General features: G+C 68.2%; 28 protein-coding genes and 1 riboswitch. Of the genes, 14 read left to right on the forward strand and 14 right to left on the reverse strand.

Translation table 11 applies throughout. The annotated features are described in order from the left end of the window. The first annotated feature begins 18 nt into the window (after positions 1–18). Genes RZE79_RS26940 through RZE79_RS26950 form a run of 3 tightly spaced genes read left to right on the forward strand, consistent with a single transcriptional unit; the run spans position 19 to position 2,074 of the window. Positions 19–975 carry a PhoH family protein gene (locus RZE79_RS26940; RefSeq protein WP_319357589.1) on the forward strand — a complete coding sequence of 319 codons (957 nt, stop codon included), beginning with the start codon at positions 19–21 and terminating at the stop codon, positions 973–975. A gap of 1 nt (position 976) precedes the next feature. Next, on the forward strand, positions 977–1,444 hold the full coding sequence (ybeY, locus tag RZE79_RS26945) for an rRNA maturation RNase YbeY (protein ID WP_095947949.1): 468 nt from the start codon (positions 977–979) through the stop codon (positions 1,442–1,444). Between the two features lie 15 nt (positions 1,445–1,459). Beyond that, positions 1,460–2,074, forward strand: coding sequence for a class I SAM-dependent methyltransferase (locus tag RZE79_RS26950; RefSeq protein ID WP_319357590.1), 615 nt, complete (start codon positions 1,460–1,462; stop codon positions 2,072–2,074). Here the strand turns inward: RZE79_RS26950 and dtd are convergent. Next, on the reverse strand, positions 2,046–2,489 hold the full coding sequence (dtd, locus tag RZE79_RS26955) for a D-aminoacyl-tRNA deacylase (protein WP_319357591.1): 444 nt from the start codon (positions 2,487–2,489) through the stop codon (positions 2,046–2,048). The two genes, RZE79_RS26950 and dtd, sit on opposite strands and share 29 nt — an antisense overlap. After that, positions 2,486–3,400: a cation diffusion facilitator family transporter gene (locus RZE79_RS26960; RefSeq protein WP_319357592.1), complete on the reverse strand. Its 915-nt coding sequence runs from the start codon at positions 3,398–3,400 to the stop codon at positions 2,486–2,488. The genes dtd and RZE79_RS26960 overlap by 4 nt, the downstream gene beginning before the upstream one ends. A 147-nt stretch (positions 3,401–3,547) precedes the next feature. Here RZE79_RS26960 and RZE79_RS26965 point away from each other — a divergent pair, with 147 nt between their 5' ends. Together RZE79_RS26965 and RZE79_RS26970 are read left to right on the forward strand one after the other, a co-directional pair. Continuing rightward, positions 3,548–4,039 carry a FecR domain-containing protein gene (locus RZE79_RS26965; protein WP_373696512.1) on the forward strand — a complete coding sequence of 164 codons (492 nt, stop codon included), beginning with the start codon at positions 3,548–3,550 and terminating at the stop codon, positions 4,037–4,039. 4 nt (positions 4,040–4,043) lie between these two features. Next, complete coding sequence (locus RZE79_RS26970) at positions 4,044–4,658, forward strand: OmpA family protein (protein WP_319357594.1); 615 nt, start codon at positions 4,044–4,046, stop codon at positions 4,656–4,658. A gap of 52 nt (positions 4,659–4,710) precedes the next feature. Here RZE79_RS26970 and tyrS read toward each other — a convergent pair whose 3' ends face one another. Continuing rightward, the gene (gene tyrS, locus RZE79_RS26975; protein ID WP_319357595.1) at positions 4,711–5,943 is read right to left on the reverse strand and encodes a tyrosine--tRNA ligase; all 1,233 of its coding nucleotides are present in this window, start codon (positions 5,941–5,943) and stop codon (positions 4,711–4,713) included. A 159-nt stretch (positions 5,944–6,102) separates the two neighbouring features. Here tyrS and RZE79_RS26980 point away from each other — a divergent pair, with 159 nt between their 5' ends. Continuing rightward, entirely contained in the window at positions 6,103–7,449 is a 1,347-nt protein-coding gene (locus RZE79_RS26980; RefSeq protein WP_319357596.1) for a M23 family metallopeptidase, read from the forward strand. Positions 7,450–7,469: 20 nt separating this feature from the next. Then, positions 7,470–8,618, forward strand: a complete 1,149-nt coding sequence (locus RZE79_RS26985) for an anhydro-N-acetylmuramic acid kinase (protein ID WP_319357597.1) — start codon at positions 7,470–7,472, stop codon at positions 8,616–8,618. A gap of 6 nt (positions 8,619–8,624) precedes the next feature. Here RZE79_RS26985 and mdtD read toward each other — a convergent pair whose 3' ends face one another. The 6 genes from mdtD to RZE79_RS27015 form a co-directional block, all read right to left on the reverse strand. After that, the gene (gene mdtD / locus RZE79_RS26990; RefSeq protein WP_319357598.1) at positions 8,625–10,058 is read right to left on the reverse strand and encodes a multidrug transporter subunit MdtD; all 1,434 of its coding nucleotides are present in this window, start codon (positions 10,056–10,058) and stop codon (positions 8,625–8,627) included. 93 nt (positions 10,059–10,151) lie between these two features. Next, entirely contained in the window at positions 10,152–10,517 is a 366-nt protein-coding gene (gene erpA / locus RZE79_RS26995; protein ID WP_056577477.1) for an iron-sulfur cluster insertion protein ErpA, read from the reverse strand. A 197-nt stretch (positions 10,518–10,714) separates the two neighbouring features. Continuing rightward, a complete protein-coding gene (gene rpsI / locus RZE79_RS27000; protein WP_056577474.1) occupies positions 10,715–11,107 on the reverse strand; it encodes a 30S ribosomal protein S9 in 393 nt (130 codons plus the stop codon). A gap of 12 nt (positions 11,108–11,119) precedes the next feature. Further along, complete coding sequence (rplM, locus tag RZE79_RS27005; protein ID WP_056577471.1) at positions 11,120–11,551, reverse strand: 50S ribosomal protein L13; 432 nt, start codon at positions 11,549–11,551, stop codon at positions 11,120–11,122. Between the two features lie 206 nt (positions 11,552–11,757). Beyond that, positions 11,758–13,005, reverse strand: coding sequence for a serine protease (locus RZE79_RS27010; RefSeq protein ID WP_319357599.1), 1,248 nt, complete (start codon positions 13,003–13,005; stop codon positions 11,758–11,760). Further along, the gene (locus tag RZE79_RS27015; protein WP_319357600.1) at positions 13,002–13,568 is read right to left on the reverse strand and encodes a hypothetical protein; all 567 of its coding nucleotides are present in this window, start codon (positions 13,566–13,568) and stop codon (positions 13,002–13,004) included. The genes RZE79_RS27010 and RZE79_RS27015 overlap by 4 nt, the downstream gene beginning before the upstream one ends. Before the next feature lie 186 nt (positions 13,569–13,754). On the opposite strand from RZE79_RS27015, the gene RZE79_RS27020 reads away from it, so the two are divergent. Next, positions 13,755–14,723: a 23S rRNA (adenine(2030)-N(6))-methyltransferase RlmJ gene (locus tag RZE79_RS27020; protein WP_319357601.1), complete on the forward strand. Its 969-nt coding sequence runs from the start codon at positions 13,755–13,757 to the stop codon at positions 14,721–14,723. A gap of 10 nt (positions 14,724–14,733) precedes the next feature. Here the strand turns inward: RZE79_RS27020 and RZE79_RS27025 are convergent, their stop codons facing one another. Genes RZE79_RS27025 through ahcY form a run of 4 tightly spaced genes read right to left on the reverse strand, consistent with a single transcriptional unit; the run spans position 14,734 to position 18,549 of the window. Continuing rightward, positions 14,734–15,372, reverse strand: coding sequence for a septal ring lytic transglycosylase RlpA family protein (locus RZE79_RS27025; RefSeq protein ID WP_319357602.1), 639 nt, complete (start codon positions 15,370–15,372; stop codon positions 14,734–14,736). A gap of 53 nt (positions 15,373–15,425) precedes the next feature. Beyond that, positions 15,426–16,250, reverse strand: a complete 825-nt coding sequence (gene metF / locus RZE79_RS27030; protein ID WP_192193772.1) for a methylenetetrahydrofolate reductase [NAD(P)H] — start codon at positions 16,248–16,250, stop codon at positions 15,426–15,428. 10 nt (positions 16,251–16,260) lie between these two features. Further along, on the reverse strand, positions 16,261–17,103 hold the full coding sequence (locus tag RZE79_RS27035) for a TlyA family RNA methyltransferase (protein ID WP_319357603.1): 843 nt from the start codon (positions 17,101–17,103) through the stop codon (positions 16,261–16,263). Between the two features lie 6 nt (positions 17,104–17,109). Beyond that, on the reverse strand, positions 17,110–18,549 hold the full coding sequence (gene ahcY / locus RZE79_RS27040; RefSeq protein ID WP_319357604.1) for an adenosylhomocysteinase: 1,440 nt from the start codon (positions 18,547–18,549) through the stop codon (positions 17,110–17,112). Positions 18,550–18,614: 65 nt separating this feature from the next. Then, positions 18,615–18,683: riboswitch (S-adenosyl-L-homocysteine riboswitch) on the reverse strand. A gap of 240 nt (positions 18,684–18,923) precedes the next feature. Between ahcY and phaP the strand changes: the two genes are divergently transcribed. The 6 genes from phaP (at position 18,924) to RZE79_RS27070 (ending at position 24,240) form a co-directional block, all read left to right on the forward strand. Continuing rightward, a complete protein-coding gene (phaP, locus tag RZE79_RS27045) occupies positions 18,924–19,421 on the forward strand; it encodes a TIGR01841 family phasin (RefSeq protein WP_153281943.1) in 498 nt (165 codons plus the stop codon). Between the two features lie 22 nt (positions 19,422–19,443). After that, complete coding sequence (locus RZE79_RS27050) at positions 19,444–20,373, forward strand: alpha/beta hydrolase (protein WP_319357605.1); 930 nt, start codon at positions 19,444–19,446, stop codon at positions 20,371–20,373. Positions 20,374–20,415: 42 nt separating this feature from the next. After that, positions 20,416–20,862, forward strand: coding sequence for a hypothetical protein (locus RZE79_RS27055; RefSeq protein WP_319357606.1), 447 nt, complete (start codon positions 20,416–20,418; stop codon positions 20,860–20,862). Continuing rightward, positions 20,859–21,914, forward strand: coding sequence for an alpha/beta fold hydrolase (locus tag RZE79_RS27060; protein WP_319357607.1), 1,056 nt, complete (start codon positions 20,859–20,861; stop codon positions 21,912–21,914). The genes RZE79_RS27055 and RZE79_RS27060 overlap by 4 nt, the downstream gene beginning before the upstream one ends. A 26-nt stretch (positions 21,915–21,940) precedes the next feature. Next, complete coding sequence (locus RZE79_RS27065) at positions 21,941–22,534, forward strand: GNAT family protein (RefSeq protein ID WP_319357608.1); 594 nt, start codon at positions 21,941–21,943, stop codon at positions 22,532–22,534. 77 nt (positions 22,535–22,611) lie between these two features. After that, entirely contained in the window at positions 22,612–24,240 is a 1,629-nt protein-coding gene (locus RZE79_RS27070) for a peptide chain release factor 3 (RefSeq protein ID WP_153281938.1), read from the forward strand. On the opposite strand, the gene RZE79_RS27075 is transcribed toward RZE79_RS27070, so the two are convergent. Then, on the reverse strand, positions 24,241–25,044 hold the full coding sequence (locus tag RZE79_RS27075; protein WP_319357609.1) for an ABC-2 family transporter protein: 804 nt from the start codon (positions 25,042–25,044) through the stop codon (positions 24,241–24,243). Positions 25,045–25,050 lie beyond the last annotated feature (6 nt).

The following is a 25,050-nucleotide window of genomic DNA, read 5'->3' on the forward strand; positions in this document are numbered from 1 at the left end:
GTGCCCTTTTTCCTTGAAATGTCCGGCGTGATTCTGCGACACACCTTTACCCCCCTGAACAATTCGCGCCTCGGCCACCTGTGCGGCCCGCTGGACGCGCACCTGCGCCGCATCGAGGAAGCCCTGGGCGTGAAGATCGCGCACCGCCACGAGCAGTTCAAGGTCGACGGCCCCAAGGCCACCGCGCAGCGGGCCATGGACGTGCTGCAGGCGCTGTACGAGATCGCCCAGCGCCCGATCGACCCCGCGGTGGTGCAGCTCACCCTGGCCGGCGACGGCTCGATGGTCGATGGCGACGACGACGCCGCGATGCTCGTCACGCGCCGCGCCGACCTGCGCGCGCGCACGCCCACGCAGGCGCTGTACCTGGACAACATCGCCAAGCACGACATCACCTTCGGCATCGGCCCGGCCGGCACCGGCAAGACCTACCTGGCCGTGGCCTGCGCGGTCGATGCGCTGGAGCGCGCGGCGGTGCAGCGCATCGTGCTCACGCGCCCGGCCGTGGAAGCGGGCGAGCGCCTGGGCTTTCTGCCGGGCGACCTGACGCAGAAGGTCGACCCCTACCTGCGCCCGCTGTACGACGCGCTGTACGACCTCATGGGCTACGAGAAGGTGCAGAAGGCCTTCGAGCGCAATGCGCTCGAGATTGCGCCGCTGGCCTTCATGCGCGGGCGCACGCTGAACAACGCCTTCGTGATCCTGGACGAGGCGCAGAACACCTCGGTGGAGCAGATGAAGATGTTCCTCACGCGCATCGGCTTCGGCGCCAAGGCGGTGGTGACGGGCGACGTGAGCCAGATCGACCTGCCCAAGCAGCAGCTCAGCGGCCTGATCGACGCCGAGCGCGTGCTCAAGCGCGTGGCCGGCATCGCGACCACGCACTTCACGAGCGCGGACGTGGTGCGCCACCCGCTGGTGGCGAAGATCGTCGATGCCTACGACGGCCAGCGCAAGCGCGCGGGAGGCCACTGAGATGGCGGCCTCCTTGCTTCCGGCCCTGTCGCTGTCGCTGCAGTTCGGGCGCTTCAAGGGCGTGGAGCGCCACCGCGCCGCGCTGCCGCGCCACAGCGTGAACCGCTGGATTCGGCACGCACTCGACATCGACGGCGAGATCACCGTGCGCATCGTCGATGCCGAAGAAGGCCAGCGCCTGAACCGCGAGTTCCGCGGCAAGGACTACGCCACCAACGTGCTCACCTTCGACTACGCGCAGGGCCCGGTCGTGATGGCCGACCTGGTGCTGTGCGCGCCCGTGGTGGCACGCGAGGCAAAAGAAAACCGCAAGACGCTCGCCGCACACTACGCGCACCTGCTGGTGCACGGCACGCTGCACGCGCAAGGGTGGGACCACGAGACCAGCGACGCCGACGCGGACGAGATGGAAGCGTACGAAATCGAGATCCTCGCGGGCCTAGGCATTCGCAGCCCGTACGGGCGCTGACGGGGGGCCGCAGCAGTGTCCGACACCGATCCCTGGTTGCCGCGCTGGCTGCCGCTGCTGCGTGAATGCGCTGACGACGGGCCGGTGCTCGAACTGGGGTGCGCAGCCGGTCGCGACACCGCCACGCTGGTCGAGGCCGGGTTGCGGGTGGTGGCGATCGAGTTGTCGTCCGACGCCTTGACGCAGGCGCGTGAGCGCGTGCCGACAGGCGCCGAGTTCCACTGCGGCGATTTCCGCGCCGCGTGGCCGCTGGCGGAGGGCGCGATGGTCGGCGCCGTGCTCGCGAGCCTGTCGCTGCACTACTTCGCGTGGGACGAGACACTGGCGCTGGTGCGGCGCATCCACCGCGCGCTGCAGCCGGACGGCGTGCTGCTGTGCCGCCTCAACTCGGTCAACGACCTGCACCACGGCGCGCGCGGTCCGTCAGCCAGCGGGCGGGACGAAGACTTTTTCTACGTGGTGGACGGCATCTCCAAGCGCTTCTTCGATCGCGCAGCAGTCGAGCGACTGTTTGCCGACGGTTGGGCGCTGCAGCACCTCGAAGAAGTGCGCGTGCTGCGCTACGACGAACCGAAGGTGGCGTGGGAGGCCGTGCTCCGGCCTACGCCGTCATCTGCAACGGGATCGTGACCGGCCCATCGTTCAGCAGGTGCACCTGCATGTCAGCGCCGAATTCGCCGGTCGCCACCACCGGGTGCGCGCCGCGCGCCTGCGCCACGAAGTACTCGTAGAGCCGGCGACCCTCGTCGGGTGGCGCCGCGAGCGTGAAGCTGGGGCGGTTGCCGCCGCTCACGTCGGCGGCCAGCGTGAACTGGCTCACGACCAGCAGGCCACCGCTGATGTCCTGCACGCTGCGGTTCATCTTGCCGGCGTCGTCCGAGAAGATGCGCAGCTTGAGGATCTTGGCGAGCAGGCGGTCGGCCACGCTGTCGGTGTCGCCGCGTTCGGCGCACAGCAGCACCAGCAGGCCCGCCTCGATGGCGCCGACGGTCTGGCCTGCGATGTCGACGCGCGCGTGCGCCACGCGCTGGAGCACGGCTTTCATGAATGGTGGTCCTCGAGTCGGGTGGCGCGCGCTTCCATGGTGAGCGGCAGCAGTTGAATGGTCACGCGCAGGCCGGGCACGGCGTCCATGAGGGCCTGCTCCAGTTCGTCGCGCAGGTTGGCGGCGCGCTGCAGGGTCCAGTCGCCGGGCACGTGCATGTGCAGGTCGGCGAAGCGGCGCTGGCCGGCGCCGCGCGTCACCATGTCGTCGAAGCGCAGCCGGTCGCCCTCGGCATGGCGTGCGGCGAAGGCGTCGAGCGTGGCGCGCACGGTGGCGAGCGTCTCGGCGTCGAGCGCCTCGTCCATGAGGCCTTGCGAGGAGCGCCACACGAGCTTGAAGCCCTCGCGCACGATGTTGAGCGCCACGCCGATGGCGATCAGCGGGTCGAGCCAGAGCCAGCCGCTGAAATGCACGGCCACGATGCCGACCAGCACGCCGACCGAGGTCCAGACGTCGGTCATCAGGTGGCGCCCGTCGGCCTCCAGGGCAATGGAGCGGTGCGCGCGCGCCGCGCGGAACAGCATGAACGCCAGGGCCGCGTTGAACCCGGAGCTGATTACCGACAGCGCCAGGCCCCAGCCCAGCTGCTCGAGCGGCTGCGGCGCCATCAGCCGCAGCACCGACACCCAGAGGATGGCGCCGGCGGCGGCCACGATCAGCAGGCCCTCGAAGCCTGATGAGAAGTACTCGGCCTTGTGGTGGCCGTAGGGATGGTCCTCGTCGGCCGGGCGCTCGGCGATGGTCACCATGGCCAGCGCGAACATGGCGCTCGCGAGGTTGACGCACGACTCCATGGCGTCCGAGATGAGGCCCATCGAGTTCGTCAGGTAGCCCGCCCAGCCCTTCAGGAGGATGGTGAGCAGGGCCACGGCGACGGAGACGCGAAGCAGCGTTTTAGGGGTCAACGTCATGCAGAAGGAACAAGATCAGGTAAAAAGGCCCGTGCGCGCGGGCATTACGTCGCAGGAATCGGCTGAATTATCAGCCGCGTGACCATATGTAACGCCTTCGCCTTAATATTTGCGCTCATTGCGAAGCAATCAGTCACAGAGAGGCAAATGATGAAGAAATTTTTGACCGCCGCCCTCGGGCTCGCCATCGTCGGCGCAGCCACCCTGGCCCAGGCCCAGGCACCCGCTGCAGCGCCCGCAGCCGCAGCAACGCCCCAGCAGGCCGGGTTCGTGAAGTCGGTGCGCGGCAGCGTCCAGCTGCTCGACGGCGCCGGCGCCACGCGCAACGCAGCCCCCGGCGACGCGCTGGGCGCGGTCGATCGCATCGTGACCGGCCCGGATTCGTCGGCGGCCGTCGTGCTGCGCGACAACACCACGCTGATGGTCGGCCCGTCCTCGCGCATGGACCTCAAGGAATTCCACTTCGACGGCACCACCCGCGACGGCGGCATGCTGGTGTCGCTGCTGCGCGGCTCGATGCGCATGATCACGGGCCTCATCGGCAAGACCAACCCCGACGCCGTGCGCGTCGAAACCCAGACCGCCACCATCGGCATTCGGGGCACGGACTTCATCGTGCAGACCGACGGCCAACCCTGACCAGATGCAGACCCTGTTACGCCGCTCCTCCCTTCTTCTTGCGACCACGGTCGCCCTCTTTTTAGCCGCCTGTTCCACGCCGGGCACGCGCGTGGTGTTGCTGCCCCAGGCCGACGGCACGCCCTCCGCCGTGGTGGTGCGCGCCAAGGACGGCGAAGAAGTGCTTTCCAAGCCCTACCAGCGCGCCACGGCCGCAGTGGGCAAGAGCGGTGCACCGGTGGTCGACCAGGCCGATGCGGCCAAGGTCCAGGCAGAGAACAAGCCCCTGTTCGACATGCGCCCGCCGCCTCCGCAACGCTACACGGTGTTCTTTGAGGTGGGCACCGCCACGCTGACTGCGGCATCGCAGCAGATCATGACCGAGGCATTGACTGCCGCGCTGGCCCGCAGCGGCGGCGACATCGTGGTGACCGGCCACACCGACACCAAGGGTGCCGGCGAGCAGAACGACCAGCTGTCGCGCCGCCGCGCCCAGGAAGTGGCCCAGCTCTTCGTGGAGCGCCAGTTCCCGGCCGCCCGCATCGAGGCCGTGGGCCGCGGCGAACGCGACCTGGCCGTGCCGACCGCCGACGACGTGGACGAGCCGCGCAACCGGCGCGTGACCATCGAGGTCCGCTGACCCCGCGCTACTGACCCCCATTGAAAAAGGCCCGGAAGGGCCTTTTTTTCGATCAGCTCAGGGTCACCCGCGCAAACTTGCGCTTGCCGACCTGCACCACGTAGCTGCCCGCGGGCAGTTTCAGGCCCTTGTCGGACACCACGACCGAATCGACCCGCACGCCGCCGCCGTCGATCAGGCGGTTGCCCTCGCCCGACGACGACGCCAGGTTGGCCTGCTTGAGCAGCTGGCCGATGCCCAGCGGGGCACCGCTCAGCGCCACCTCGGGAATCTCGTCGGGCACGCCGCCCTTGCTGCGGTTGATGAAGTCCTGCTCCGCCGCATCGGCCGCCGCCGCGTTGTGAAAGCGCGCGGTGATTTCCTTGGCCAGCGCGACCTTGGCGTCCTTCGGGTTGCGGCCGGCTGCGATCTCGGCCTTCAGCGCCTCGATCTGCGCCACCGACTGGAAGCTCAGCAGCGTGTACCAGCGCCACATCAGCGTGTCGGAGATCGACAGCACCTTGGCGAACATGCTGTTGGCGTCTTCGCTGATGCCGATGTAGTTGCCCTTGCTCTTGGACATCTTCTCGACGCCATCGAGCCCTTCGAGCAGCGGCATAGTAAGTATGCACTGCGGCTCTTGGCCATATTCCTGCTGGAGATGACGGCCGACGAGCAAGTTGAACTTCTGGTCGGTGCCGCCCAGTTCGAGGTCGCTTTCGAGCGCCACCGAGTCATAGCCCTGCATCAGCGGGTACAGGAACTCGTGCACCGAGATCGACTGGCCGGCCTTGAAGCGCTTGTTGAAGTCGTCGCGCTCCATCATGCGCGCCACCGTGTACTTGGCCGCCAGCTGGATCATGCCGCGCGCGCCCAGCGGATCGCTCCACTCGGAGTTGTAGCGGATCTCGGTCTTCGACTCGTCCAGCACCAGCTTGGCCTGGGCGAAGTAGGTTTCGGCGTTGGCGCGGATCTGTTCGGCCGTGAGCGGCGGGCGGGTGCTGTTGCGGCCGGAGGGGTCGCCGATCAGCGAAGTGAAGTCGCCGATCAGGAAGATCACGCGGTGCCCCAGGTCCTGGAGCTGGCGCATCTTGTTGAGCACCACCGTGTGTCCGATATGAATATCCGGTGCGGTCGGGTCCAGGCCCAGCTTGATTCGCAGCGGCTTGCCGGAGGCTTCGGCCCTCTGGAGCTTCTTCACCCACTCGTCCTGCGGCAGCAGCTCGTCAGCGCCGCGGAGGGATATTTCGAGGGCTTGTCTTACACCATCCGAGAGGCTGGTGGATGTAACAGATTCGGCGTTCATGGGCTTTTTTGGCGGTTTTTCCGGTGGCCGAAGCTATACTCAGCCCGACTTTCAAGCGCCGGATTCTAAGCGGCGCTTTTTTCCGCACCGTCTCCTGCCGCCCTGAACGCACTGGGCCTTGCAGCACGGACCGGCAGAACCTGAGTTGGAATCCACAGTTTGATCAACGGCATTCTCGCCGCCGAGGAGCTTCTCGCTTCCCGCGTGGCCTATACATTCCGGACGTACCCCAAGCAGATCACCGCGGCGATCGCTGCGATGCTGCTCAGCGCCGGCACCCTCGCGGTCGCCTCGCTCGGTCCCGACGCGTCCGACCTCCCCGTGCAGCAAGTGCTCGAAGCCACCGCGCCGGTGTCTTTCGCCGACCAGTCGACGTCGCTCGAGAACTTCAGCTTCACGCTGTTCCGCACCGACGTCTCGCGTTCGAGCGACACGGCCGAGACGCTGATGAAGCGCCTGGGCATTTCCGACCCCGCCGCCACCGCCTTCGTGCGCGGCAACGCCGAAGCGCGCATGGCGCTGTTCGCGCGCGTGGGCCGCACCGTGACGGCCGAAGCCACGCAGGAAAACCAGCTCCAGAAGCTCAGCGCCCGCTGGATTCCCGACGCCGACGGCGGCTTCAAGCGCTTCGTCATCGAGCGCACGCCCACGGGCTTCGTGGCCCGCACCGAGCGCGACATGCTGACGCCGGGCACGCGCCTGGCCAGCGGTACGATCCGCAGCTCGCTGTTCGCCGCCACCGACGATTCGCGCATTCCCGATGCCGTGGCGAGCCAGCTGGCCGACATCTTCGCGGGCGACGTCGACGTGCGCTCGCTGCGCAAGGGCGACCGCTTCGCCGTGGTCTACGAGACCTTCGAAGCCGATGGCCAGGCGCTGCGCAGCGGCCGCGTGCTCTCGGCCGAGTTCGAGAACAACGGCAAGGTCCACCAGGCCGTCTGGTTCCAGCCTCCGGGCGCGGGCCAGAAGGGCAGCTACTACCGCCCGAACGGCGACAGCCTGCGCAAGGCCTACCTGGCCACGCCGGTCGAGTTCTCGCGCGTGTCCAGCGGTTTCGCGATGCGCATGCACCCGATCCTGAACAGCTGGCGCCAGCACAACGGCGTCGACTACGCGGCGCCCACGGGCACCGCGGTGCGCACGGTCGGTGATGGCACGGTCGACTTCGCCGGCACGCAAAGCGGCTACGGCAACATCGTCATCATCAACCACCGCAACAACCAGCAAACGGCCTACGCGCACCTGAGCCGTATCAACGTAAAAGCCGGCGAAAGCGTGAGCCAGGGCCAGACCATCGGCGCCGTCGGTTCGACCGGCTGGGCCACCGGCCCGCACCTGCACTTCGAATACCGCGTCGGCGGGGCCTACCAGGACCCGACCACGATCGCGCAAGAAGGCGGCGCACCGATCACCGCCGCGATGCGTCCGGCCTTCGAACGCATCGCCGTGGGCGCCCGCACCGAGCTGGCTGCCGCCTTCTCGGTGATCCAGGCCAGCGCCGACTGAGCCTCGGCGCTCCTTTCGGCATGGCCGCCGCACCGCAGCAGCCGCAGCAACGCTTCATCGGCCTGATGTCGGGCACCTCGCTCGACGGGGTCGACGGCGTCATTGCCGTTTTTTCCGACAGCGGCCACCTCGCGGTGATCGGCCACGCCAGCGCCGACTTTCCCGCCCCGCTGCGCGCCGAGCTCATGGCGCTCAACACCCCCGGCGACAACGAGCTGCACCGCGCGGCCCTGGCCGGCAACGGCCTGGCGCGGGTGTATGCCGACGTGGTCGCGCAACTGCTGGCCCGCACCGGCACCGCCCCGCAAGCCGTCACCGCCATCGGCGCCCACGGCCAGACGGTGCGCCACCGGCCGCTCGACTTCGATGGCACCGGCTACACGCTGCAGATCAACAACCCCTCGCTGCTGGCCGAACTGAGCGGCATCGACGTGGTCGCCGACTTCCGCAGCCGCGACCTCGCAGCCGGCGGCCAGGGCGCCCCGCTGGTGCCGGCCTTTCACCAGGCGCTGTTCGCCCGACCCGACGCGCCCGTTGCCGTGCTGAACCTGGGCGGCATCTCCAACCTGAGCCTGCTGCCCGCCACGAACGCACCGGCGGACACTGCGCCCCTGTTGGGCTTCGATTGCGGCCCCGCCAACGCGCTGATGGACCACTGGTGCCAGCGCCACCTCGGCCAGCCCTTCGACCGGGGCGGCCAGTGGGCCGCCAGCGGGCGCGTGCTGCCCGAACTGCTCGCCCGGCTGCAGGCCGAGCCGTATTTCGCCAAGGCGCCGCCGAAGAGCACGGGGCGCGATTTATTCCATCCGGACTGGCTGGCCAGTCACCTGGGCACGGCCACGTGGGCGCCTGCTGATGTGCAGGCCACGCTGGCGGAGCTGACCGCCAGCACCTGCGCGGGAGGTCTGCTTCGCTATCAAAAAGAGAGCGCCTTGCTGATCGTCTGTGGCGGCGGCGCGCTCAACGACCACCTCATGGCTCGCCTGCGTGCCCTGCTGCCCGGCGTGCGGGTGCAGGCGTCGTCGGAACACGGCCTGCCGCCCCAGCAGGTCGAAGCGGCCGCCTTCGCGTGGCTGGCCCGGCGCACCGTGCGACGCGAACCCGGCAACCTCGCGAGCGTGACCGGCGCACATGGGGCGCGGGTGCTCGGCGCGATCTACCCCGCCTGAATTGCGTCAGCCCTGGCCGGAAACTTCCGGCTGCGCAGGCTGCGCCGCCCGCACTTCCGCGGGCAAATGCCAGAAGATCAGCGCTGAAGCCACCGTGATGAGCCCCATCGTCGCGAACGTGGCCTGGAATGCGTCGAGCGTCTGCACTGGCGTTGCCGTGCCGAAAACGCCGTTGTAGCCCGCCAGCACCGCGCCCGCCGCGGCCACGCCCAGGCTCATCGCCAGCATCTGCACCATCGACAGCAGGCTGTTGCCGCTGCTGGCCATGTCGCCATCGAGGTCCTTCAGCGTGATGGTGTTCATCGCCGTGAACTGCAGCGAATTGACCGCGCCGAACACCAGCAGCTGCAGCAGGTGCAGCGCCACCGGCTGCCCCGGCGCCGTGAGGGCGAAGCTGGCCATGGTGCAGCCGACCAGCACCGTGTTGGCCACCAGCACGCGGCGGTAGCCGTGGCGCGTGATCAGCGGCGTGGCAAACCGCTTCATCGCCATGCCGGCCAGCGCGACCGGCAGCATCATCAGCCCCGCGCGCACCGGCGAATAGCCCATCGACACCTGCAGCAGCAGCGGCACCAGGAAGGGCATGCAGCTGCTGCCCAGGCGCGAGAACAGGTTGCCGAGCAGGCCGATGCTCAGCGTCGGGATGCCGAACAGCGCGGGCGAGAACAGCGGCTCCGGCGTGCGCGCCGCGCGCAGCCAGTAGGCGACCACGGCGGCGAAGCCGAAGATCAACACGGCCATCACACCGCCCTGGCGCAATCCGAGCCCCGACACGCCGTCGACTGCCAGCGAGATCGCCACCATCCCGAAGGCCAGCAGCGCATAGCCGACGCTGTCGAAGCGCTTCTGGATGGCGCCGCGCAGGTCCGGCATGTAGCGCAGCGTGGCAATGCAGCCTGCCAGCCCCACCGGCACGTTGATCAGGAAGATCCAGTGCCAGGAGGCGTACTGCACCAGCCAGCCGCCCAGCGTGGGCCCCAGCAGCGGCCCGATGAGGCCCGGAATCGCCACAAAGCTCATCGCCTGCAGGAACTCGCCGCGCGGCACCGTGCGCAGCAGCGCCAGGCGCCCCACAGGGAGCAGCAACGCCCCGCCCAGGCCCTGCACCACCCGCGCCGCCACGAGCTGCCCCAGCCCCTGCGAGAGCGCGCACAGCACCGACCCGGCGGCGAACAGCACGATGGCGCAGAAGAAGATGCGCCGCGTGCCGAAGCGGTCGGCGATCCAGCCCGAGGCCGGGATCAGCATCGCCATCGTGAGCGCGTAGGCCACCACCACCGATTGCATGCGCAGCGGGCTCTCGCCCAGGCTGGCGGCCATGGCGGGCAGCGCCGTGTTGATGATGGTGGCGTCGAGCGTCTGCATGAAGAAGCCGACGGCCACGAGCCACAGCAGGCTCTTGCGGGACGGATCGACGGGGACGGCGGTTTCGGGGCTCATTGGGAAAGCACGGATTCAGAAGAAAACCGACAGGCAGCAAAAAGCCGCCCGGAGGCGGCTTTTTCGAGGGGACTGGTCAGCAGCATCCAGGCATCAGGCCGAGAAGCTGGAGCCGCAGCCGCAGGTGCTGGTGGCGTTCGGGTTCTTGATGACGAACTGGGCGCCCTGCAGGTCTTCCTTGTAGTCGATCTCGGCGCCGAGCAGGTACTGGTAGCTCATGGCGTCGATCAGCAGCGACACACCGTTCTTGGTCATGGTGGTGTCGTCTTCGTTGGTGATCTCGTCGAAGGTGAAACCGTACTGGAAGCCCGAGCACCCGCCACCCTGCACGAACACGCGCAGCTTCAGGTCGGGATTGCCCTCTTCGGCGATCAGGTCGGCGACCTTGGCGGCCGCGCTGTCCGTGAAGACGATCGGCTCGGGCATCTGGGTCTGGATGTTTTCGGCAACAGCGCTCATGGGGTGAAACTCCTTGGGGGGCCGCTGTGGCGGCCAATGGGACGAATGCTACTGCAATGCCGCATTTTCGGCAGGCCGACTGTGGCGAGCACCCATCGCAAGTGGGGTCGAACGCCGCATCCGCCAAGGGCACCTGGGGGACGCGGCCACGAAAAAGCCGCCCGAGGGCGGCTTCTTGTCTCGCAACGAGCAGGGGATCAGCGCTTGCTGAACTGCTTGCGGCGACGGGCGGAGTGCAGACCGACCTTCTTACGTTCGACTTCACGTGCGTCACGCGTCACGAAGCCGGCTTGGCTCAGGACGGGCTTGAGCGTTGCGTCGTAGTCGATCAGGGCACGGGTGATGCCGTGGCGCGTGGCGCCGGCTTGACCCGATTCGCCGCCGCCGTTCACGTTGACCATCACGTCGAAAGCTTCGAGGTTGTTGGTCAGCGCCAGGGGCTGCTTGGCGATCATGATCGAGGTTTCACGGCCGAAGAACGCTTGGATGTCCTTGCCGTTGACCGTGATCTTGCCGGTGCCTTTTTTCAGAAACACACGGGCGACGCTGGATTTGCGACGGCCGGTGCCATTGTTCCATTCACCAATCATTCTCAAGGCTCCTTACAGTTCCAGCACTTTGGGCTGTTGGGCGGTATGCGGGTGCTCAGCGCCACCGTACACCTTGAGTTTCTTGATCATCGCGTAACCAAGCGGGCCCTTGGGCAGCATGCCCTTGACAGCCTTTTCCAGGGCACGGCCCGGGAACTTGTTTTGCATGTCGCGGAAGTTCGTCGCCGTGATACCGCCCGGGTAGCCCGAGTGACGGTAGTACACCTTGTCGATCGACTTGGCGCCGGTGACGCGCAGTTGCGCGGCGTTGATGATGACGATGTAGTCACCGGTATCGACGTGAGGCGTGTAAATGGCCTTGTGTTTGCCGCGCAAACGGAGAGCAACTTCGCTGGCTACTCGTCCGAGGACCTTGTCGGTCGCGTCAATCACAAACCACTCGTGCGTCACGTCAGCGGGCTTGGCGCTGAACGTTTTGGTCATGAGTTTTTCTCTTGAAAGAGGGTTTGGCGAGCCCTTTTCCACGGTCGGCGTTCCTCTGCTGGGAATCTCTTAGGTGGGTTTTCATGCCTGCCCGCCCAGTGATGAGCAGGTGAACATGCCTTCGCCGCGGGGCTACAAAAACGCTGCGAAGCCCGCGATTATATGAAGAAATGGGCAAACGGCCAATTTCCGGGCTTCCGGGGGCCTCAGCGCTGGATGCGGACGAGTTCCAGGGTCTCGTTGGTCACGCTGGCATAGGCGCGTCGGTACGTGGCCTCGAATTTGACGATCCGCTTCAGTTCGGGGCTGTACAGGACGGCCACGTTGAGCGGCGTGCCCACGGGCGAGGCACCCGTGCCATAGGAGGCGTAGATCCAGCCGTCGTAGCTGATGCGCATCACATTGACGTCCACACCGTCAACGCGCGTCGCATGTTCAGCGCCCACCGAGGCGTTGAGTTCATGCCGCAGCCGATCGTCGGTGGTCGTTACATAGTCCAGGTGCCAGCGCATGCCAGGCTGAACCTCGTCCTTCGGCGCCCAACCGCCCGGCGGCGACGCGCTGTCGAACATGCCACCGGCTGGCGACGTGATGGACACCACCTGCCCGTTGGTCTTCTCGATCCGGCTGCCAGCGTTGAACGACACCTCATCGCCCTGGACCCGGTCCACTCGGTAGATCACCGGCGTGCGGTTGCCCGTCAACCGGTCGGTGCGCACGTATTCGAGCGCGTCACCGGCGCGCAGCGGCTCCGCCAGCGCCACGCCGACGCGACGGCGGGCGGCGCCTTCGGGTTCGTTGGCCCGTGCCGCCAGCTGCGCCTGGGCGCGGGCCGGCAATTCCGCCAGGAACTCGGCCGGCATCGCAAAATTCAGGTTGCCGCCGTCGCGGGCGGCAAAAGTGGTGATGCCCAGCAGGCGGCCGTCGCTGTCGAACAGCCCCCCGCCGGCCGACCCCGAAGCGATGACGGCCGTGGTCTGCAGCAACCGGGCCTCGCCGTCGCCGCCGCGCAGGCCCGACAGCAGGCCTTCGCTCAGCGTGTTTTCCAGCCCGCGCGGATTGCCGATGGCGTACACGCGCTGGCCCACCCGCGCACCGCCGGCGGGCGCCAGTGCCACCGGGGTGGCCGTGAAGTTGGCGACCTTGATCTGGCACAGGTCGCGCCCCGGGTCCGGGTACTCGAGCGTGGCGCCGTAGGTGACGTTGTCGCGCTTGACCACGAAATTGCTGGCCTTGGCGAGCACGTGGCAGGTGGTGACGAGGCGGCCGGGCGCGATCACCACAGCGCTGCCGGCGCGCAGCGGGCGCTCCTGCGCGTCGAAGGTGCGCACGGCCCAGACGCTGCCCGTCAGCTTGGCGAACAGGGCGTCCGGCTCCAGCGCGGCGGCGTGGCCGACCAGCAAGGCGCCCGCGGCGCACAGCCACCGTGCGGGGTTCATCCAGGTCGGCTTCACGGCTTGGGAGGCAGCAGGCCGCGCAGGTCGTCCATCGAGACGCGGGCATCGGGCGCCGCGGCGGGTGCGGGGCGCACTGGAGCGACGGCCACGGGAGGAGAAGGAGGAAGCGCAGGCAGCAGCACGACGGGCGCTGGCGCGGGCACAGGCGCTGCGGCCGTCTTCGGCGCCGGCGGGGCCGCCATCTCGGTCGTGCCGATCTTCATGCCGGTCGTCGCCTCGTCGCCGGTTTGCGCGCTGCGGTCAAAGCTGCGCACCTCGCCGAAGATCAGCTGGATCCAGCTCGGGTAGTTGAAGCCCGCCCCGGTGCCGGTGTCGATTGCCACGCCGACCAGGCCGCCGATCATCACGTTGCCGACCAGGCCCGCGTTGACGCGCGAAATCGCCTGGCCGCGGGCCGGCGGCAGGCCGGCCTGGGTGCATTCGATGCTCAGGTTCTCGCCCGATCGCCGCACCGGCAAGGTCAGGCCGGAGCGCACCACGGCATCATTGCGGTCGTTGGAGACCCGGCAGCGGGCCCCGTCGACGACCTTGCCGGCGGGCGACAGGGTCTCGAACTTCACGTTCTGGGTCGTCCCGTGGGTGACCGAGGCGCAGCCCGTCAAAATAGACAAAACACCCGCGCCGACGCACAGGCCCCAAAATCGCCATCCGGCTCCTCGCATTGCTGCCCCTCGTTGTGTTTTGTAAATCAATGTAGCGCCGCGCGAGTCTAGCGCTCCCCTTTTCACTTTTTCAGGCCTCATTCCATGTTCAGTTACCGCCACGCGTTCCATGCCGGCAACCACGCCGACGTGCTCAAGCACACGGTCCTGATTGCCACGCTCGACCACCTGCTTGAAAAAGAAGCCGCGCTGACCGTCGTCGACACCCACGCCGGCGCCGGCCTGTACCGGCTCGATGGCGACTACGCCGGCACCAGCGGCGAAGCGGCCGACGGCGTGCTGCGCTTCTTCGCCGAGCCGTCAAAAGCGGCTGAAACGCCTGCGCCCGGCGCCCCGGCCGCGAAATCGGCGGGCAAGAAAGCGGCGGCGCCCGCAGAAGACAAGCCGGTCGCCGAAGCCATTGCGCGCTACCTGAGCGTGATCCACGACTTCAACCCCAAGGGCGGCGCCCGCGTCTACCCCGGCTCGCCGTTCATCGTGCAGCACCTGCTGCGCGACCACGACAAGCTCAAGCTGTTCGAATTGCACCCGACCGATTCGCGCACGCTCGGCGCCAACATCGCGCAGCTCGAAGCCGGCCGGCAGATCGCCGTGCTGACCGAAGACGGCTTCGGCAGCGCCACCAAGTTCCTGCCGCCGCCCTCGCGCCGCGCGCTGGTGCTGATGGACCCGAGCTACGAAATGAAGACCGACTACGGCCGCGTGCTCGACTTCGCGGCCGAGGCGCTCAAGCGCTTCGCCACGGGCACCTACGCCGTCTGGTACCCGATCATTCCGCGCCCCGAGGCGCACGACCTGCCGCGCCGCCTGAAGACGATGGCGACCAAGGCCGGCAAGTCGTGGCTGCACGCCACGCTGACCGTCAAGTCGAGCAAGATCACGAAGGACGCCGCGTCGGGCGAAACGCAGCGCCCGGGCCTGCCGGCGAGCGGGATGTTCCTGATCAACCCGCCCTACACGCTGAAGGCGCAACTGGCCGAGGCGCTGCCCCAGCTGGCCGAACGCCTGGCACAAGACCGCAACGCCGCCTACTCGCTCGAGAGCGGCGGCTGAGGCCGGCCGCTCAGCGGCGCTTGCGCGGCGGCACGGCCGCCTGTTTGCGTGCAGGTGCCGGCGCACGAACGCGCGACGTCGGCGCCTCGGGCAACAGCGCGGGCTGCAGATCGCCTGCCGCCACGGCTTCGCCGCCGCAACGCATGCCCTCGCGGTCGATGACCGACAGCGCCACCTGCTTGATGCCCATGCTCGTGAGGCCGATGCGGTCGGCCGCGGCGCGGCTCAGGTCGATGATGCGGCCCGGCGTGAAGGGCCCGCGGTCGTTGACGCGCACCAGCACCTCGCTGCCATTGACCAGGCTGCGCACGCACAAGCGCGTGTTGAAGGGCAGCGTCTTGTGGGCCGCCGTCATGGCGCCCATGTCGAAGCGCTCGCCGTTGGCGGTCTTGCGCTGGTGGAACTGGATGCCGTACCACGAGGCCCCGCCGCGCTCGAAGATCTCGCGCGGCTCATCGCCGGGCACGCCGTCGTCCAGCGCCTCGCCGGTGCCCGACACCGCGAGGTCGTAGCGCACCGACGGCACGGCCGAGCGCGGCGCCGCACCGGGCGGCACGGCCAGGCCGCGGCCCAGCGGCAGCAGCCGCTTGTCGGACGCCGCCGGCGTGGCGGCGGTGTCCGCATCCTTGTCCTGCGTGGCAGGCGGCATGGTGCAACCTGCGAGCACGCAGGAGACCGCGACGGCGACCGCGCGCAGCCCTCTCAATCCAGGCGCTCCAGGATGGCCAGCGTGGCCGCCGACTGGTTCATCGTGTAGAAGTGGATCGCGGGTGCACCGCCCTCTTGCAGGCGCGCGCACAGGTCGGTCACCACGTCCAGGCCGAAGGCCTTGATCGAGGCCGTGTCGTCGCCGAAGCCCTGCAAGCGCAGGCGAATCCAGCGCGGAATCTCGGCGCCGCAGGCGTCCGAGAAACGCATGAGCTGCGTCGAACTCGTGATGGGCATGATGCCCGGCACGATCGGCGTGTCGAGCCCCAGCTTGCGCGCGTCGTCGACGAAGCGGAAGTAGGCCTCGGGGCTGAAGAAATACTGGGTGATGGCCGAATCGGCCCCCGCCTTCATCTTGGTGGCGAAGGCCTGCAGGTCGGCTTCGGGCGAGCGCGCCTGCGGGTGGATCTCGGGGTAGCAGGCCACCTCGATGTGAAAGTCGCGGCCGGTCTCTTCGCGGATGAAGGCGACGAGGTCGCTCGCGTACTGGAACTCGCCACCGATGCCGTAGCCGCTGGGCAGGTCGCCGCGCAGCGCGACGAGCCGCTTCACGCCCATGGCCTTCAGCTCGGCCAGCTGCTCGCGCACAGTGGCGCGCGTGGCGCCGATGCACGAGAAGTGGCTGGCAGCGTCCACGCCCTCGGCCAGGATCTCCTGCACCGCACCGAAAGTGCCCTGGTGCGTGGAGCCGCCCGCGCCGTAGGTGACCGAGCAGAACTGCGGCTTGCGCACATACAGCTGCTGGCGCACGGCGCGCAGCTTGACCGCGCCTTCGGGCGTCTTGGTCGGGAAGAATTCGAAACTCAGCGGAAGGCGCACCTGCGTCTCCTTAGGAACCGTCGCCGGCCTTGGCAGCACGAACGGCGTGAATGAAAAACTCGCGGTTGCCGTCGCCCCCGGCGATCGGGCTGTCGAACCAGCGCAGCACCTTCAGATCGAGCGCCGCGCAGGCGTCGTGCAGGCGCTTCTCGACCACCGCGTACATCGCCTCGTCGCGCACGATGCCGCCCTTGCCGACCTGGCCGGGCTGCAGTTCGAACTGCGGCTTGACCAGCATCAGCAACTGGCCGTCGTCGGCCAGGAACTGCACCACGGCCGGCATCACCAGCGTGAGCGAGATGAACGACAGGTCGCCGACGATGAGGTCGAAGCGCGGTTCGGGCGGGGCCTCGACCACTTCGGCGACCTCGCCCACTTCGGCGTCTTCGTCCTCGTCATCGCCCTCGTCCACCTGCAGATCGGCCGGCGACAACGCCCGCGCATTGACGCCTTCGATGGCGACCACGCGTTCGTCTTCGCGCATGCGCGGATGCAGCTGCCCGTGGCCCACATCGATGCCCACCACCTTGGCGGCACCATGCTGCAGCAGGCAATCGGTGAAGCCACCGGTCGACTGGCCGACGTCCAGGCAGAGCCTGCCCGTCGGGTCCACGCCGCTGACCTTCAGCGCGCCTTCGAGCTTGAGGCCGCCGCGCGACACATAACGTGCCTCGGCCGCGTCGGCGAGTTCGAGCTCGGCCGACTCGGGCACCTCGTCCTTGTTCTTGACGACAGTGCGCCACGCGTCGCTCGTGCCCGCGTCACGCCAGCGCATGCCGCCGGCGATGAGCCGGACGGCTTGCGAACGCGAGGCGGCCATGCCGCGTTCTACCAACAGTTGATCAGCGCGCATGGACGCTTAGTAGCGGTACGTGTCCGGCTTGTACGGGCCGTTCTTGCTCACGCCGATGTAGGCGGCCTGGGCGTCGGTCAGCTCGGTGAGCATGGCGCCGACCTTCTTCAGGTGCAGGCGCGCGACCTTCTCGTCCAGGTGCTTGGGCAGCACGTAGACCTTGCCCACCTGGTAGGCGTCGGGCTTGGTGAACAGCTCGATCTGGGCGATGGTCTGGTTCGCGAACGACGACGACATCACGAAGCTCGGGTGGCCCGTGCCGCAGCCCAGGTTCACGAGGCGGCCCTTGGCCAGCAGGATGATCTTCTTGCCATCGGGGAAGGTGATGTGATCGACCTGCGGCTTGATCTCTTCCCACTCGTACTTCTCGATCGACGCGACGTCGATCTCGTTGTCGAAGTGGCCGATGTTGCAGACGATGGCCTGGTCCTTCATCTTGACCATGGTGTCGTGCGTGATGACGTCCTTGTTGCCGGTGGTGGTCACGAAGATGTCGGCCTTGTCGGCGGCGTACTCCATGGTCACGACCTTGTAGCCTTCCATCGCGGCCTGCAGGGCGTTGATCGGGTCGATTTCGGTGACCCACACTTGTGCCGACAGTGCGCGCAGCGCCTGGGCCGAGCCCTTGCCCACGTCGCCGTAGCCGGCCACGCAAGCCACCTTGCCGGCGATCATCACGTCGGTCGCGCGCTTGATGCCGTCGACCAGCGATTCGCGGCAGCCGTACAGGTTGTCGAACTTGCTCTTGGTGACCGAGTCGTTCACGTTGATGGCGCGGAACAGCAGCGTGCCCTTGGCGCTCATCTCGTTCAGGCGGTGCACGCCGGTGGTCGTCTCTTCGGTCACGCCGATGATCTCGGCCGACTTGCGGGTGTACCAGGTGTCGTCCACGGCCAGCTTGGCCTTGATGGCGGCGTAAAGAATGCGTTCTTCTTCGCTGGTCGGGTTGGCGAGCACGCCCAGATCCTTCTCGGCGCGCTGGCCCAGGTGCATGAGCAGCGTAGCGTCGCCGCCGTCGTCCAGGATCATGTTCGGGCCTTCGCCCTTCGAACCCTTGGGGCCGAAGTCGAAGATGGCGTGGGTGTAGTCCCAGTAGTCCTTCAGCGACTCGCCCTTGATGGCGAACACCGGCGTGCCGGCGGCGGCGATGGCCGCGGCGGCGTGGTCCTGCGTCGAGAAGATGTTGCACGAGGCCCAGCGCACTTCGGCGCCCAGGGCTTGCAGCGTCTCGACGAGCACGGCCGTCTGGATGGTCATGTGCAGCGAGCCCGTGATGCGCGCGCCCTTGAGGGCCTGGCCCTTCGAGAACTCTTCACGGATGGCCATGAGGCCGGGCATCTCGGTTTCGGCGATCTTGATTTCCTTGCGGCCCCAGGCGGCAAGGGACAGGTCGGCAATCGCCTGGTCGGCGGTCGAGACGGGGGTGGGCTTGAGTACAGCGCTCATGAGAACTCCAAAACTGGTTTGAAAGATGCCACTGCGTACGGGGAAGAAAAACTCACCGCGAGAACAGCGGGTGAGCGTGGTTGCGATGTGGTCCGAGCCTCACGCCTGACGGCGCTGCAACGCTCCTCGGAGCGCCGGATTGTAGTCGCGGCCGCCGCACCCGCCAATCGACCGGGGCATCCCACATCACGGAAAGCACGGGTGCTGCGGCGTCGCACGGGCCACCCCGGGAAACTCCGCAGGCAAATCCGCGCTTCGACCGCCCTCGGCCGCGCCGACGCGGCGTATCGTGGCGGCGGGCCCCGGCCGCCCGGCCGCTGCCTGCATCCACCCGTTCGATTGTTTTCATCACCCGACACAGGAGATTCCGCACCATGGCCACTGCCAAGAAAGCCGCCGCGAAAAAAACCACCGCCAGCAGCGCCGGCGCGAAGCAGGCGGCGCCGTCCGCCGCGGACATGCTCGACCCGATGAAGAACCTCAAGGGCATGGCCGAGCGCCTGCAGAACCTGGACCTGACCGGCAGCGCCGGCAAGCTGCTCGACAGCGGCCGCAAGGACCTGCAGGCGCTGATGCAGGCTAACGAGAAGTCCTACCAGGGCCTGCAGTCCGTGGTGCAGCGACAGACCGAGATGATCAAGAGCGCCATCGCCGAATGGCAGACCGCCGCCAAGGCGATGCCCGGCAAGGACCCGAAGGAAAACCTGGCCAAGCTCGACGAGCTGGGCCGCCAGTCGTTCCAGCGCGCCGTCGACGACATCAAGGAGCTGGCCACCCTGGCCGCCAAGTCGCAGGCCGATGCCTTCGACGTGGTGCGCCAGCGCATCCAGTCCAACGTGGACGAGGTCACGAAGCTGCTGCAGCGCAAGTAACGCAACGAAGACCGCCGTCCGCATGACCGCTGTCCCACCCCGCACCGAACGGCGCACCCGCGCCAACGGCATCGACCTGGCCTGGGACAGCTTCGGCGACCCCGAGGCGCCGCCGCTGCTGCTGGTCATGGGCCTCGGCGCCCAGATGGTCGCCTGGGACGACGCGTTCTGCGCTGGCCTGGCGCAGGCCGGCGGGCACCACGTGATCCGCTTCGACAACCGCGACATCGGCCACTCCACCCACCTGCCGCACGCCGGCGTGCCCGACATCCAGGCGCTGATGCTGCAGGCCATGGCCGGCCGGCCGCTGCAGGTGCCCTACACGCTGCGCGACATGGCCGACGACTGCGCCGGCCTGCTCGACGCGCTGGGCATCGCGCGCGCCCACATCGTGGGTGCGTCGATGGGCGGCGCCATCGGGCAGGAGATGGCCATCCATCACCCGGGGCGGATGCGCTCGCTCACCAGCATCATGTCGAGCACGGGCGACCCGGCCCTGCCGCCGCCCACGCCCGAGGCGCTGGCGGTGCTGTTCGCGCCCACCCCGACGAGCTTCGAGGCCTACCTGCCGCACCACGCCAAGCTGTGGCGCGTGCTGCGCGGGCCCGACGCCTTTCCGCTCGACGAGGCACGCGATGCCGGGCGCGCGCAGCTCGCTTTTTTGCGCGGCCTCAACCCGGGCGGCGTGGCGCGGCAGCTGGCGGCGGTGTTCGCGTCGGGCAACCGCAAGCCGGCATTGCGTGCGGTGCAGGTGCCCACGCTGGTGATCCACGGCGACGTCGATCCGCTGGTGCCCGTGGCCTGCGGCATCGACGTGGCCGAGGCCATTCCCGGCGCGAAGCTGCTGCGCATTCCACGCATGGGCCACGCACTGCCGATCGCGATGTGGCCGCAGATCACCGAGGCCATTGCCGCGCACACCGCACGAGCAGCGCGACGCGACGATCACTGAAGAAAAAAAGAGACAACGACCAACCCAGACGGAGGTGTTTCGATGAGCCAGTTTCCGTCCCTCGATCCCATGGCGATGTGGCGTGAGCTCACGGCCCAGTGGGAGAAAAGCACCAACGAATTCGCCAACGAAACCATGGCGTCGGACCCGTTCCGACAAGGCATGCATGGCGGCATGAACGCCTCGCTCACCGCGCAGAAGGCGCTGGGCGACCTGATGGCGCGCTACCTCACGCTGCTGAACCTGCCGACACGCGGCGACCTGCAGGCGCTGGGCGAACAGCTGCACCGCATCGACGACCACTTGGCGGGCATCCGCCGCGCGCTGGAAGGCGGGGCCGGACCTGCTGCGCGGACAGCGCGGACCGCCGATGCCGCCACCGCGTCGCCCCGGCCACGTCGCACCAGGCAGCCGCCCGCGGCGGCGCCGATCCCACCTGTCAAAGCCGCCGCCCCAAAGAAACGCCCCACCGGAAAGCGCCGCCCATGAGCGCGCTGCCCGACATCCGCGGCGAGATCGAGCGCACCATCCAGCGCAACATCAAGGGGCTCGACTTCCTCACCTCGACCGCGCCCGCCGTCGGCCTCACGCCCAAGGACGAGATCCACCGACGCGGCACGCTGAGCCTGTACCACTACCGCCCGATGGTCGACGAGATCTACCGCGTGCCGGTGCTCATGGTGATGGCCACCACCAACCGCGCCTACATCTTCGACCTCGCGCCGGGCCAGAGCATGGTCGAGTATTTGCTGCTCAAGGGCTACGACGTCTACGTGATGGACTGGAACGCGCCGCGCCCCGACGAGAAGCGCCTGCGCATCGAAGACTACGTGCTCGACTTCATTCCCGACTCGCTCCGCCGCGTGCAGGAAGACTCGGGCGAAGAAGACGTCACCCTCGCCGGCTACTGCATGGGCGGCGTGCTCTCCACGCTGTACGCGGCGCTGCATCCCGACGGGCCGATGAAGAACCTCGCGCTCTTCACCACGCCGATCGACTTCAGCCGCATGACGCTCTTTCATGCGTGGTCCGACCGGCGGTACTTCGACGTCGATCGCCTCATCGACACCGTGGGCAACGTGCCGCCCGAGATGCTGTTCGCCTCCTTCGACATGCTGCGCCCCGCCGGGCGCGGCGCCGGGCTGGTGCAGCTGTGGGACAACATGGCCAACGACGAGTTCGTCAAGTCGTACCGCATGTTCGACCGCTGGGGCGCCGAGATGCTGCCGCTGGCCGGCGAGTACTTCCGCCAGACCGTGAAGGAGCTCATGTGGGACAACAAGCTGCACAAGGGCGAGCTGGTGCTCGGCGGGCGCAAGGTGCTGCTGAAGAACATCACCGTGCCGGTGCTGCACGCGCTCGCGCAGCACGACCACATCGTGCCCTACGAGGCGGGGCAGCCGCTGATTGCCGGCATCGGCTCCACCGACAAGGAAGAGGTGGTGCTCAAGGGCGGCCACGTCAGCCTGGCGGCCGGCACCAACGCCGTGCGGCGGCTGTGGCCCAAGCTCGACGAATGGCTGGGCGTGCGCTCCACCTGACGAACACAACCACCGAACACCTTCCCATGACCGCATCTTCTTCCCGGACCTACCCGCGCACCGTCGCCCACGCGGACGGCGACATCGCCCTGCGCCTGATGACCGGCGCCGACGCCCCCGCCGTGCTCGCCTTCGCGCAGGCGCTGCCGACGCACGACCTGCTCTTTCTGCCGCGCGACATCACCGAGCCCAAGGTGATGGCCGCCTGGGTCCGCGCCATCGAGCGCGGCGACATCGACAGCGTGCTCGCCGTGCGCAATGGCGCCGTGCTGGGCTGCGCCGCCGTCATCCGCGACCCGCACTCGTGGTCGGGCCATGTCGCCGAGCTGCGCGTGCTGGTCTCGCCCACGCTGCGCGGCGGCGGCCTGGGCCAGCAGCTGGCGCAGGAGGGCTGCGCGCTGGCCTTCGCGCACGGGCAGGAAAAGATCGTCGCCCAGATGAGCGTCGACCAGCGCGGCGCCATCGCCGTCTTCCAGGCCCTGGGCTTCCGGCCCGAGGCCCTGCTGACGCGCCACGTGAAAGACCGCGAGGGCAAGGCGCACGACCTCGTGGTGCTGAGCCAGGACGCGGCGCAGGTCGAGGCGCAGATGCGGGCGTACGGGGTGACGGAGGCGTTTTAGGCCCATCGGCAGGGGATTGAGGAGGATTGCGGGGCGGCCTCCTAAAATCGGGGGATTCCCCCTGCAGATTGCCCACCTTGTCTTTTCTCGCCGAAACCCGCCGCCGTCGCACCTTCGCGATCATTTCCCACCCTGACGCCGGCAAGACCACGCTGACCGAAAAACTGCTGCTGTTCTCGGGCGCGATCCAGATCGCCGGCTCGGTGAAGGCTCGCAAGGCCTCGCGCCACGCCACCTCCGACTGGATGGAAATCGAGAAGCAGCGCGGCATCTCGGTGGCCTCGTCGGTGATGCAGATGGTGTACCGCGAGCACGTGATCAACCTGCTCGACACCCCCGGCCACAAGGACTTCTCGGAAGATACCTACCGCGTGCTCACCGCCGTCGACTCGGCGCTGATGGTGATCGACGCGGCCAACGGCGTGGAAGCGCAGACGCGCCGGCTGATCGAGGTCTGCCGCCAGCGCGACACGCCCATCATCACCTTCGTCAACAAGATGGACCGCGAAGTGCGCGAGCCGCTGGACATCCTGGACGAGGTGGAGCGCGAACTCGGCATGCCCTGCGTGCCCATGACCTGGCCCGTGGGCCAGGGCAAGAGCTTCCGCGGCATCATGAACCTGCGCACGCAGGCGATGACGGTGTTCGAGTCGGGCAGCGAGCGGCTGCCGCACGACTTCGAGACCATCCCGCTGAGCGAACGCGACACGCTGACCAAGCGCTTCGGCGCCGACTTCGAGCACGCCATGGAAAGCATGGAACTCGCCACCGGCGCCTCCCCCACCTGGGACCGCGAGGCCTTCCTGGCCGGCAAGCAGACGCCCGTGTTCTTCGGCTCCGGCGTGAACAACTTCGGCGTGATGGAAGTGCTCGACGCACTGGTCGACCTGGCGCCGCAACCGCAGTCGCGCACCAGCACCACGCTGGTCAACCGCCAGCCGGTGGTGAAGGAGATCCAGCCCGAGGACAAGGACTTCGCGGGCGTGGTCTTCAAGGTGCAGGCCAACATGGACGCCAACCACCGCGACCGCATCGCCTTCGTGCGCATGGCCTCGGGCAAGTACACGCCGGGCATGAAGCTCAAGGTGCAGCGCACGTCGAAAGAGCTGCGTCCCACCAGCGTCGTGACCTTCATGAGCCAGCGCCGCGAGGCGGTGGAAGAGGCCTACGCGGGCGACATCGTGGGCTTCACCACGCACGGCGGCGTGCAGCTGGGCGACACCATCACCGACGGCGCGAACCTGCAGTTCACCGGGCTGCCCTTCTTCGCGCCCGAGCTGTTCATGACCGTCATCCTGAAGAACCCGCTGCGCACCAAGCAGCTGCAGCAGGGCCTGGCCCAGCTCGGCGAGGAAGGCGCGATCCAGGTCTTCCGCCCCGAGGTCGGCGGCCCGATGCTGCTGGGCGCCGTCGGCCAGCTGCAGTTCGAAGTGGTGCAGCACCGCCTGAAGGCCGAGTACGACGCCGACGTGCGGCTCGAAGGCTGCCAGTACACGGGCGCGCGCTGGATCACGGCCGACACCCCGGCCGAGCTGCGCGAGTTCGTCCACGCCTACCCGGTGCGCATGGCCAAGGACGCGGCCGACACGCTGGCCTTTTTGTGCACCTCGCCGTACGACGTGCGGCTGGCGCAGGAGCGCTTTCCGAAGATCCATTTCCATCCGCTGCGAGAGCACGCGGGGCTGGCGCTGCAAAGCGCAGGCTGATCAGCTGCCCGTCGAGGTGTAGTGGCGCAGCCCGATGCGCCACGCACCGAACGCCGCCGCGAGGAACACGAAGCCCGCGAGCGGCGACACCCACCCCACCCAGGCCGGCGCGCCCAGCGGGTCGGACTTGCCCAGAATCGCCAGCACCGGGTAGTACGCCACGCAGGCCAGCGGCACGATGAACGTCAGCACACGGCGGAACCACTGCGCGTAGAGCGCCAGCGGGTACTGCGCCGCCTGCACGCCGCCGTAGGTGAGCACGTTGGCGATCTCCAGGCTCTCGACCGTCCAGAACGACAGCGTGCCCTGCAGCACGAGGATGCCGAGAAACAGCGCGATGCCGCCGGCCATCGCGAACAGCGCGACGGCCACCGCGCCTGGCGTCCACGCGATGTCGGCCTGCACGGTCGCGAAGGCCAGCACGAGCAGGCCCTGCAGCAGGCGGCCCAGGCGGCTGATGCGCACGTCGTGGCCCATGAGCTGCAGCGCGAGCGGACGCGGACGCAGCAGCAGCCGGTCGAAGGTGCCGGTGCGCAGGAACTCGGTGCCGAGCACGTCGAAGCCGCGACCCAATGCGTCGGCGAGGGCGAACATGCAGTTCACGAGGCCATAGAACAGCGCGACCTCGCCGATGCCCCAGCCCTGCACTTCGCCGAAGCGATGGAACAGCGCCCAGACGGCGACCACCTCGATGCCTGTACCGAGGAACTGGCCGACGGTGAGCAGCAAAGCCGATGCGGGGTATCTCGCCTGGCCGCTGATGGAGGCGGCCATGAGGCGGAAGAAAAGGGGAAGTGCGCCCATCTTCAG

The sequence above is a fragment of the Variovorax sp. EBFNA2 genome (genome assembly GCF_033802765.1).
GTDB lineage: Bacteria > Pseudomonadota > Gammaproteobacteria > Burkholderiales > Burkholderiaceae_C > Variovorax > Variovorax paradoxus_H.

Coding starts and splice junctions, on each gene's coding strand:
- RZE79_RS27065 (WP_319357608.1), top strand. CDS start 21,941: ATGACCGCATCTTCTTCCCGGACCTACCCGCGCACCGTCGCCCACGCG.
- mdtD (WP_319357598.1), bottom strand. CDS start 10,058: ATGAGCCCCGAAACCGCCGTCCCCGTCGATCCGTCCCGCAAGAGCCTG.
- dtd (WP_319357591.1), bottom strand. CDS start 2,489: ATGAAAGCCGTGCTCCAGCGCGTGGCGCACGCGCGCGTCGACATCGCA.
- RZE79_RS27020 (WP_319357601.1), top strand. CDS start 13,755: ATGTTCAGTTACCGCCACGCGTTCCATGCCGGCAACCACGCCGACGTG.
- ybeY (WP_095947949.1), top strand. CDS start 977: ATGGCGGCCTCCTTGCTTCCGGCCCTGTCGCTGTCGCTGCAGTTCGGG.
- RZE79_RS27025 (WP_319357602.1), bottom strand. CDS start 15,372: ATGCCGCCTGCCACGCAGGACAAGGATGCGGACACCGCCGCCACGCCG.
- RZE79_RS26960 (WP_319357592.1), bottom strand. CDS start 3,400: ATGACGTTGACCCCTAAAACGCTGCTTCGCGTCTCCGTCGCCGTGGCC.
- RZE79_RS26940 (WP_319357589.1), top strand. CDS start 19: ATGTCCGGCGTGATTCTGCGACACACCTTTACCCCCCTGAACAATTCG.
- RZE79_RS26985 (WP_319357597.1), top strand. CDS start 7,470: ATGGCCGCCGCACCGCAGCAGCCGCAGCAACGCTTCATCGGCCTGATG.
- RZE79_RS27035 (WP_319357603.1), bottom strand. CDS start 17,103: ATGCGCGCTGATCAACTGTTGGTAGAACGCGGCATGGCCGCCTCGCGT.
- rplM (WP_056577471.1), bottom strand. CDS start 11,551: ATGACCAAAACGTTCAGCGCCAAGCCCGCTGACGTGACGCACGAGTGG.
- RZE79_RS27060 (WP_319357607.1), top strand. CDS start 20,859: ATGAGCGCGCTGCCCGACATCCGCGGCGAGATCGAGCGCACCATCCAG.
- erpA (WP_056577477.1), bottom strand. CDS start 10,517: ATGAGCGCTGTTGCCGAAAACATCCAGACCCAGATGCCCGAGCCGATC.
- RZE79_RS26965 (WP_373696512.1), top strand. CDS start 3,548: ATGATGAAGAAATTTTTGACCGCCGCCCTCGGGCTCGCCATCGTCGGC.
- RZE79_RS27055 (WP_319357606.1), top strand. CDS start 20,416: ATGAGCCAGTTTCCGTCCCTCGATCCCATGGCGATGTGGCGTGAGCTC.
- RZE79_RS27050 (WP_319357605.1), top strand. CDS start 19,444: ATGACCGCTGTCCCACCCCGCACCGAACGGCGCACCCGCGCCAACGGC.
- RZE79_RS26970 (WP_319357594.1), top strand. CDS start 4,044: ATGCAGACCCTGTTACGCCGCTCCTCCCTTCTTCTTGCGACCACGGTC.
- RZE79_RS27075 (WP_319357609.1), bottom strand. CDS start 25,044: ATGGGCGCACTTCCCCTTTTCTTCCGCCTCATGGCCGCCTCCATCAGC.
- phaP (WP_153281943.1), top strand. CDS start 18,924: ATGGCCACTGCCAAGAAAGCCGCCGCGAAAAAAACCACCGCCAGCAGC.
- ahcY (WP_319357604.1), bottom strand. CDS start 18,549: ATGAGCGCTGTACTCAAGCCCACCCCCGTCTCGACCGCCGACCAGGCG.
- rpsI (WP_056577474.1), bottom strand. CDS start 11,107: ATGATTGGTGAATGGAACAATGGCACCGGCCGTCGCAAATCCAGCGTC.
- tyrS (WP_319357595.1), bottom strand. CDS start 5,943: ATGAACGCCGAATCTGTTACATCCACCAGCCTCTCGGATGGTGTAAGA.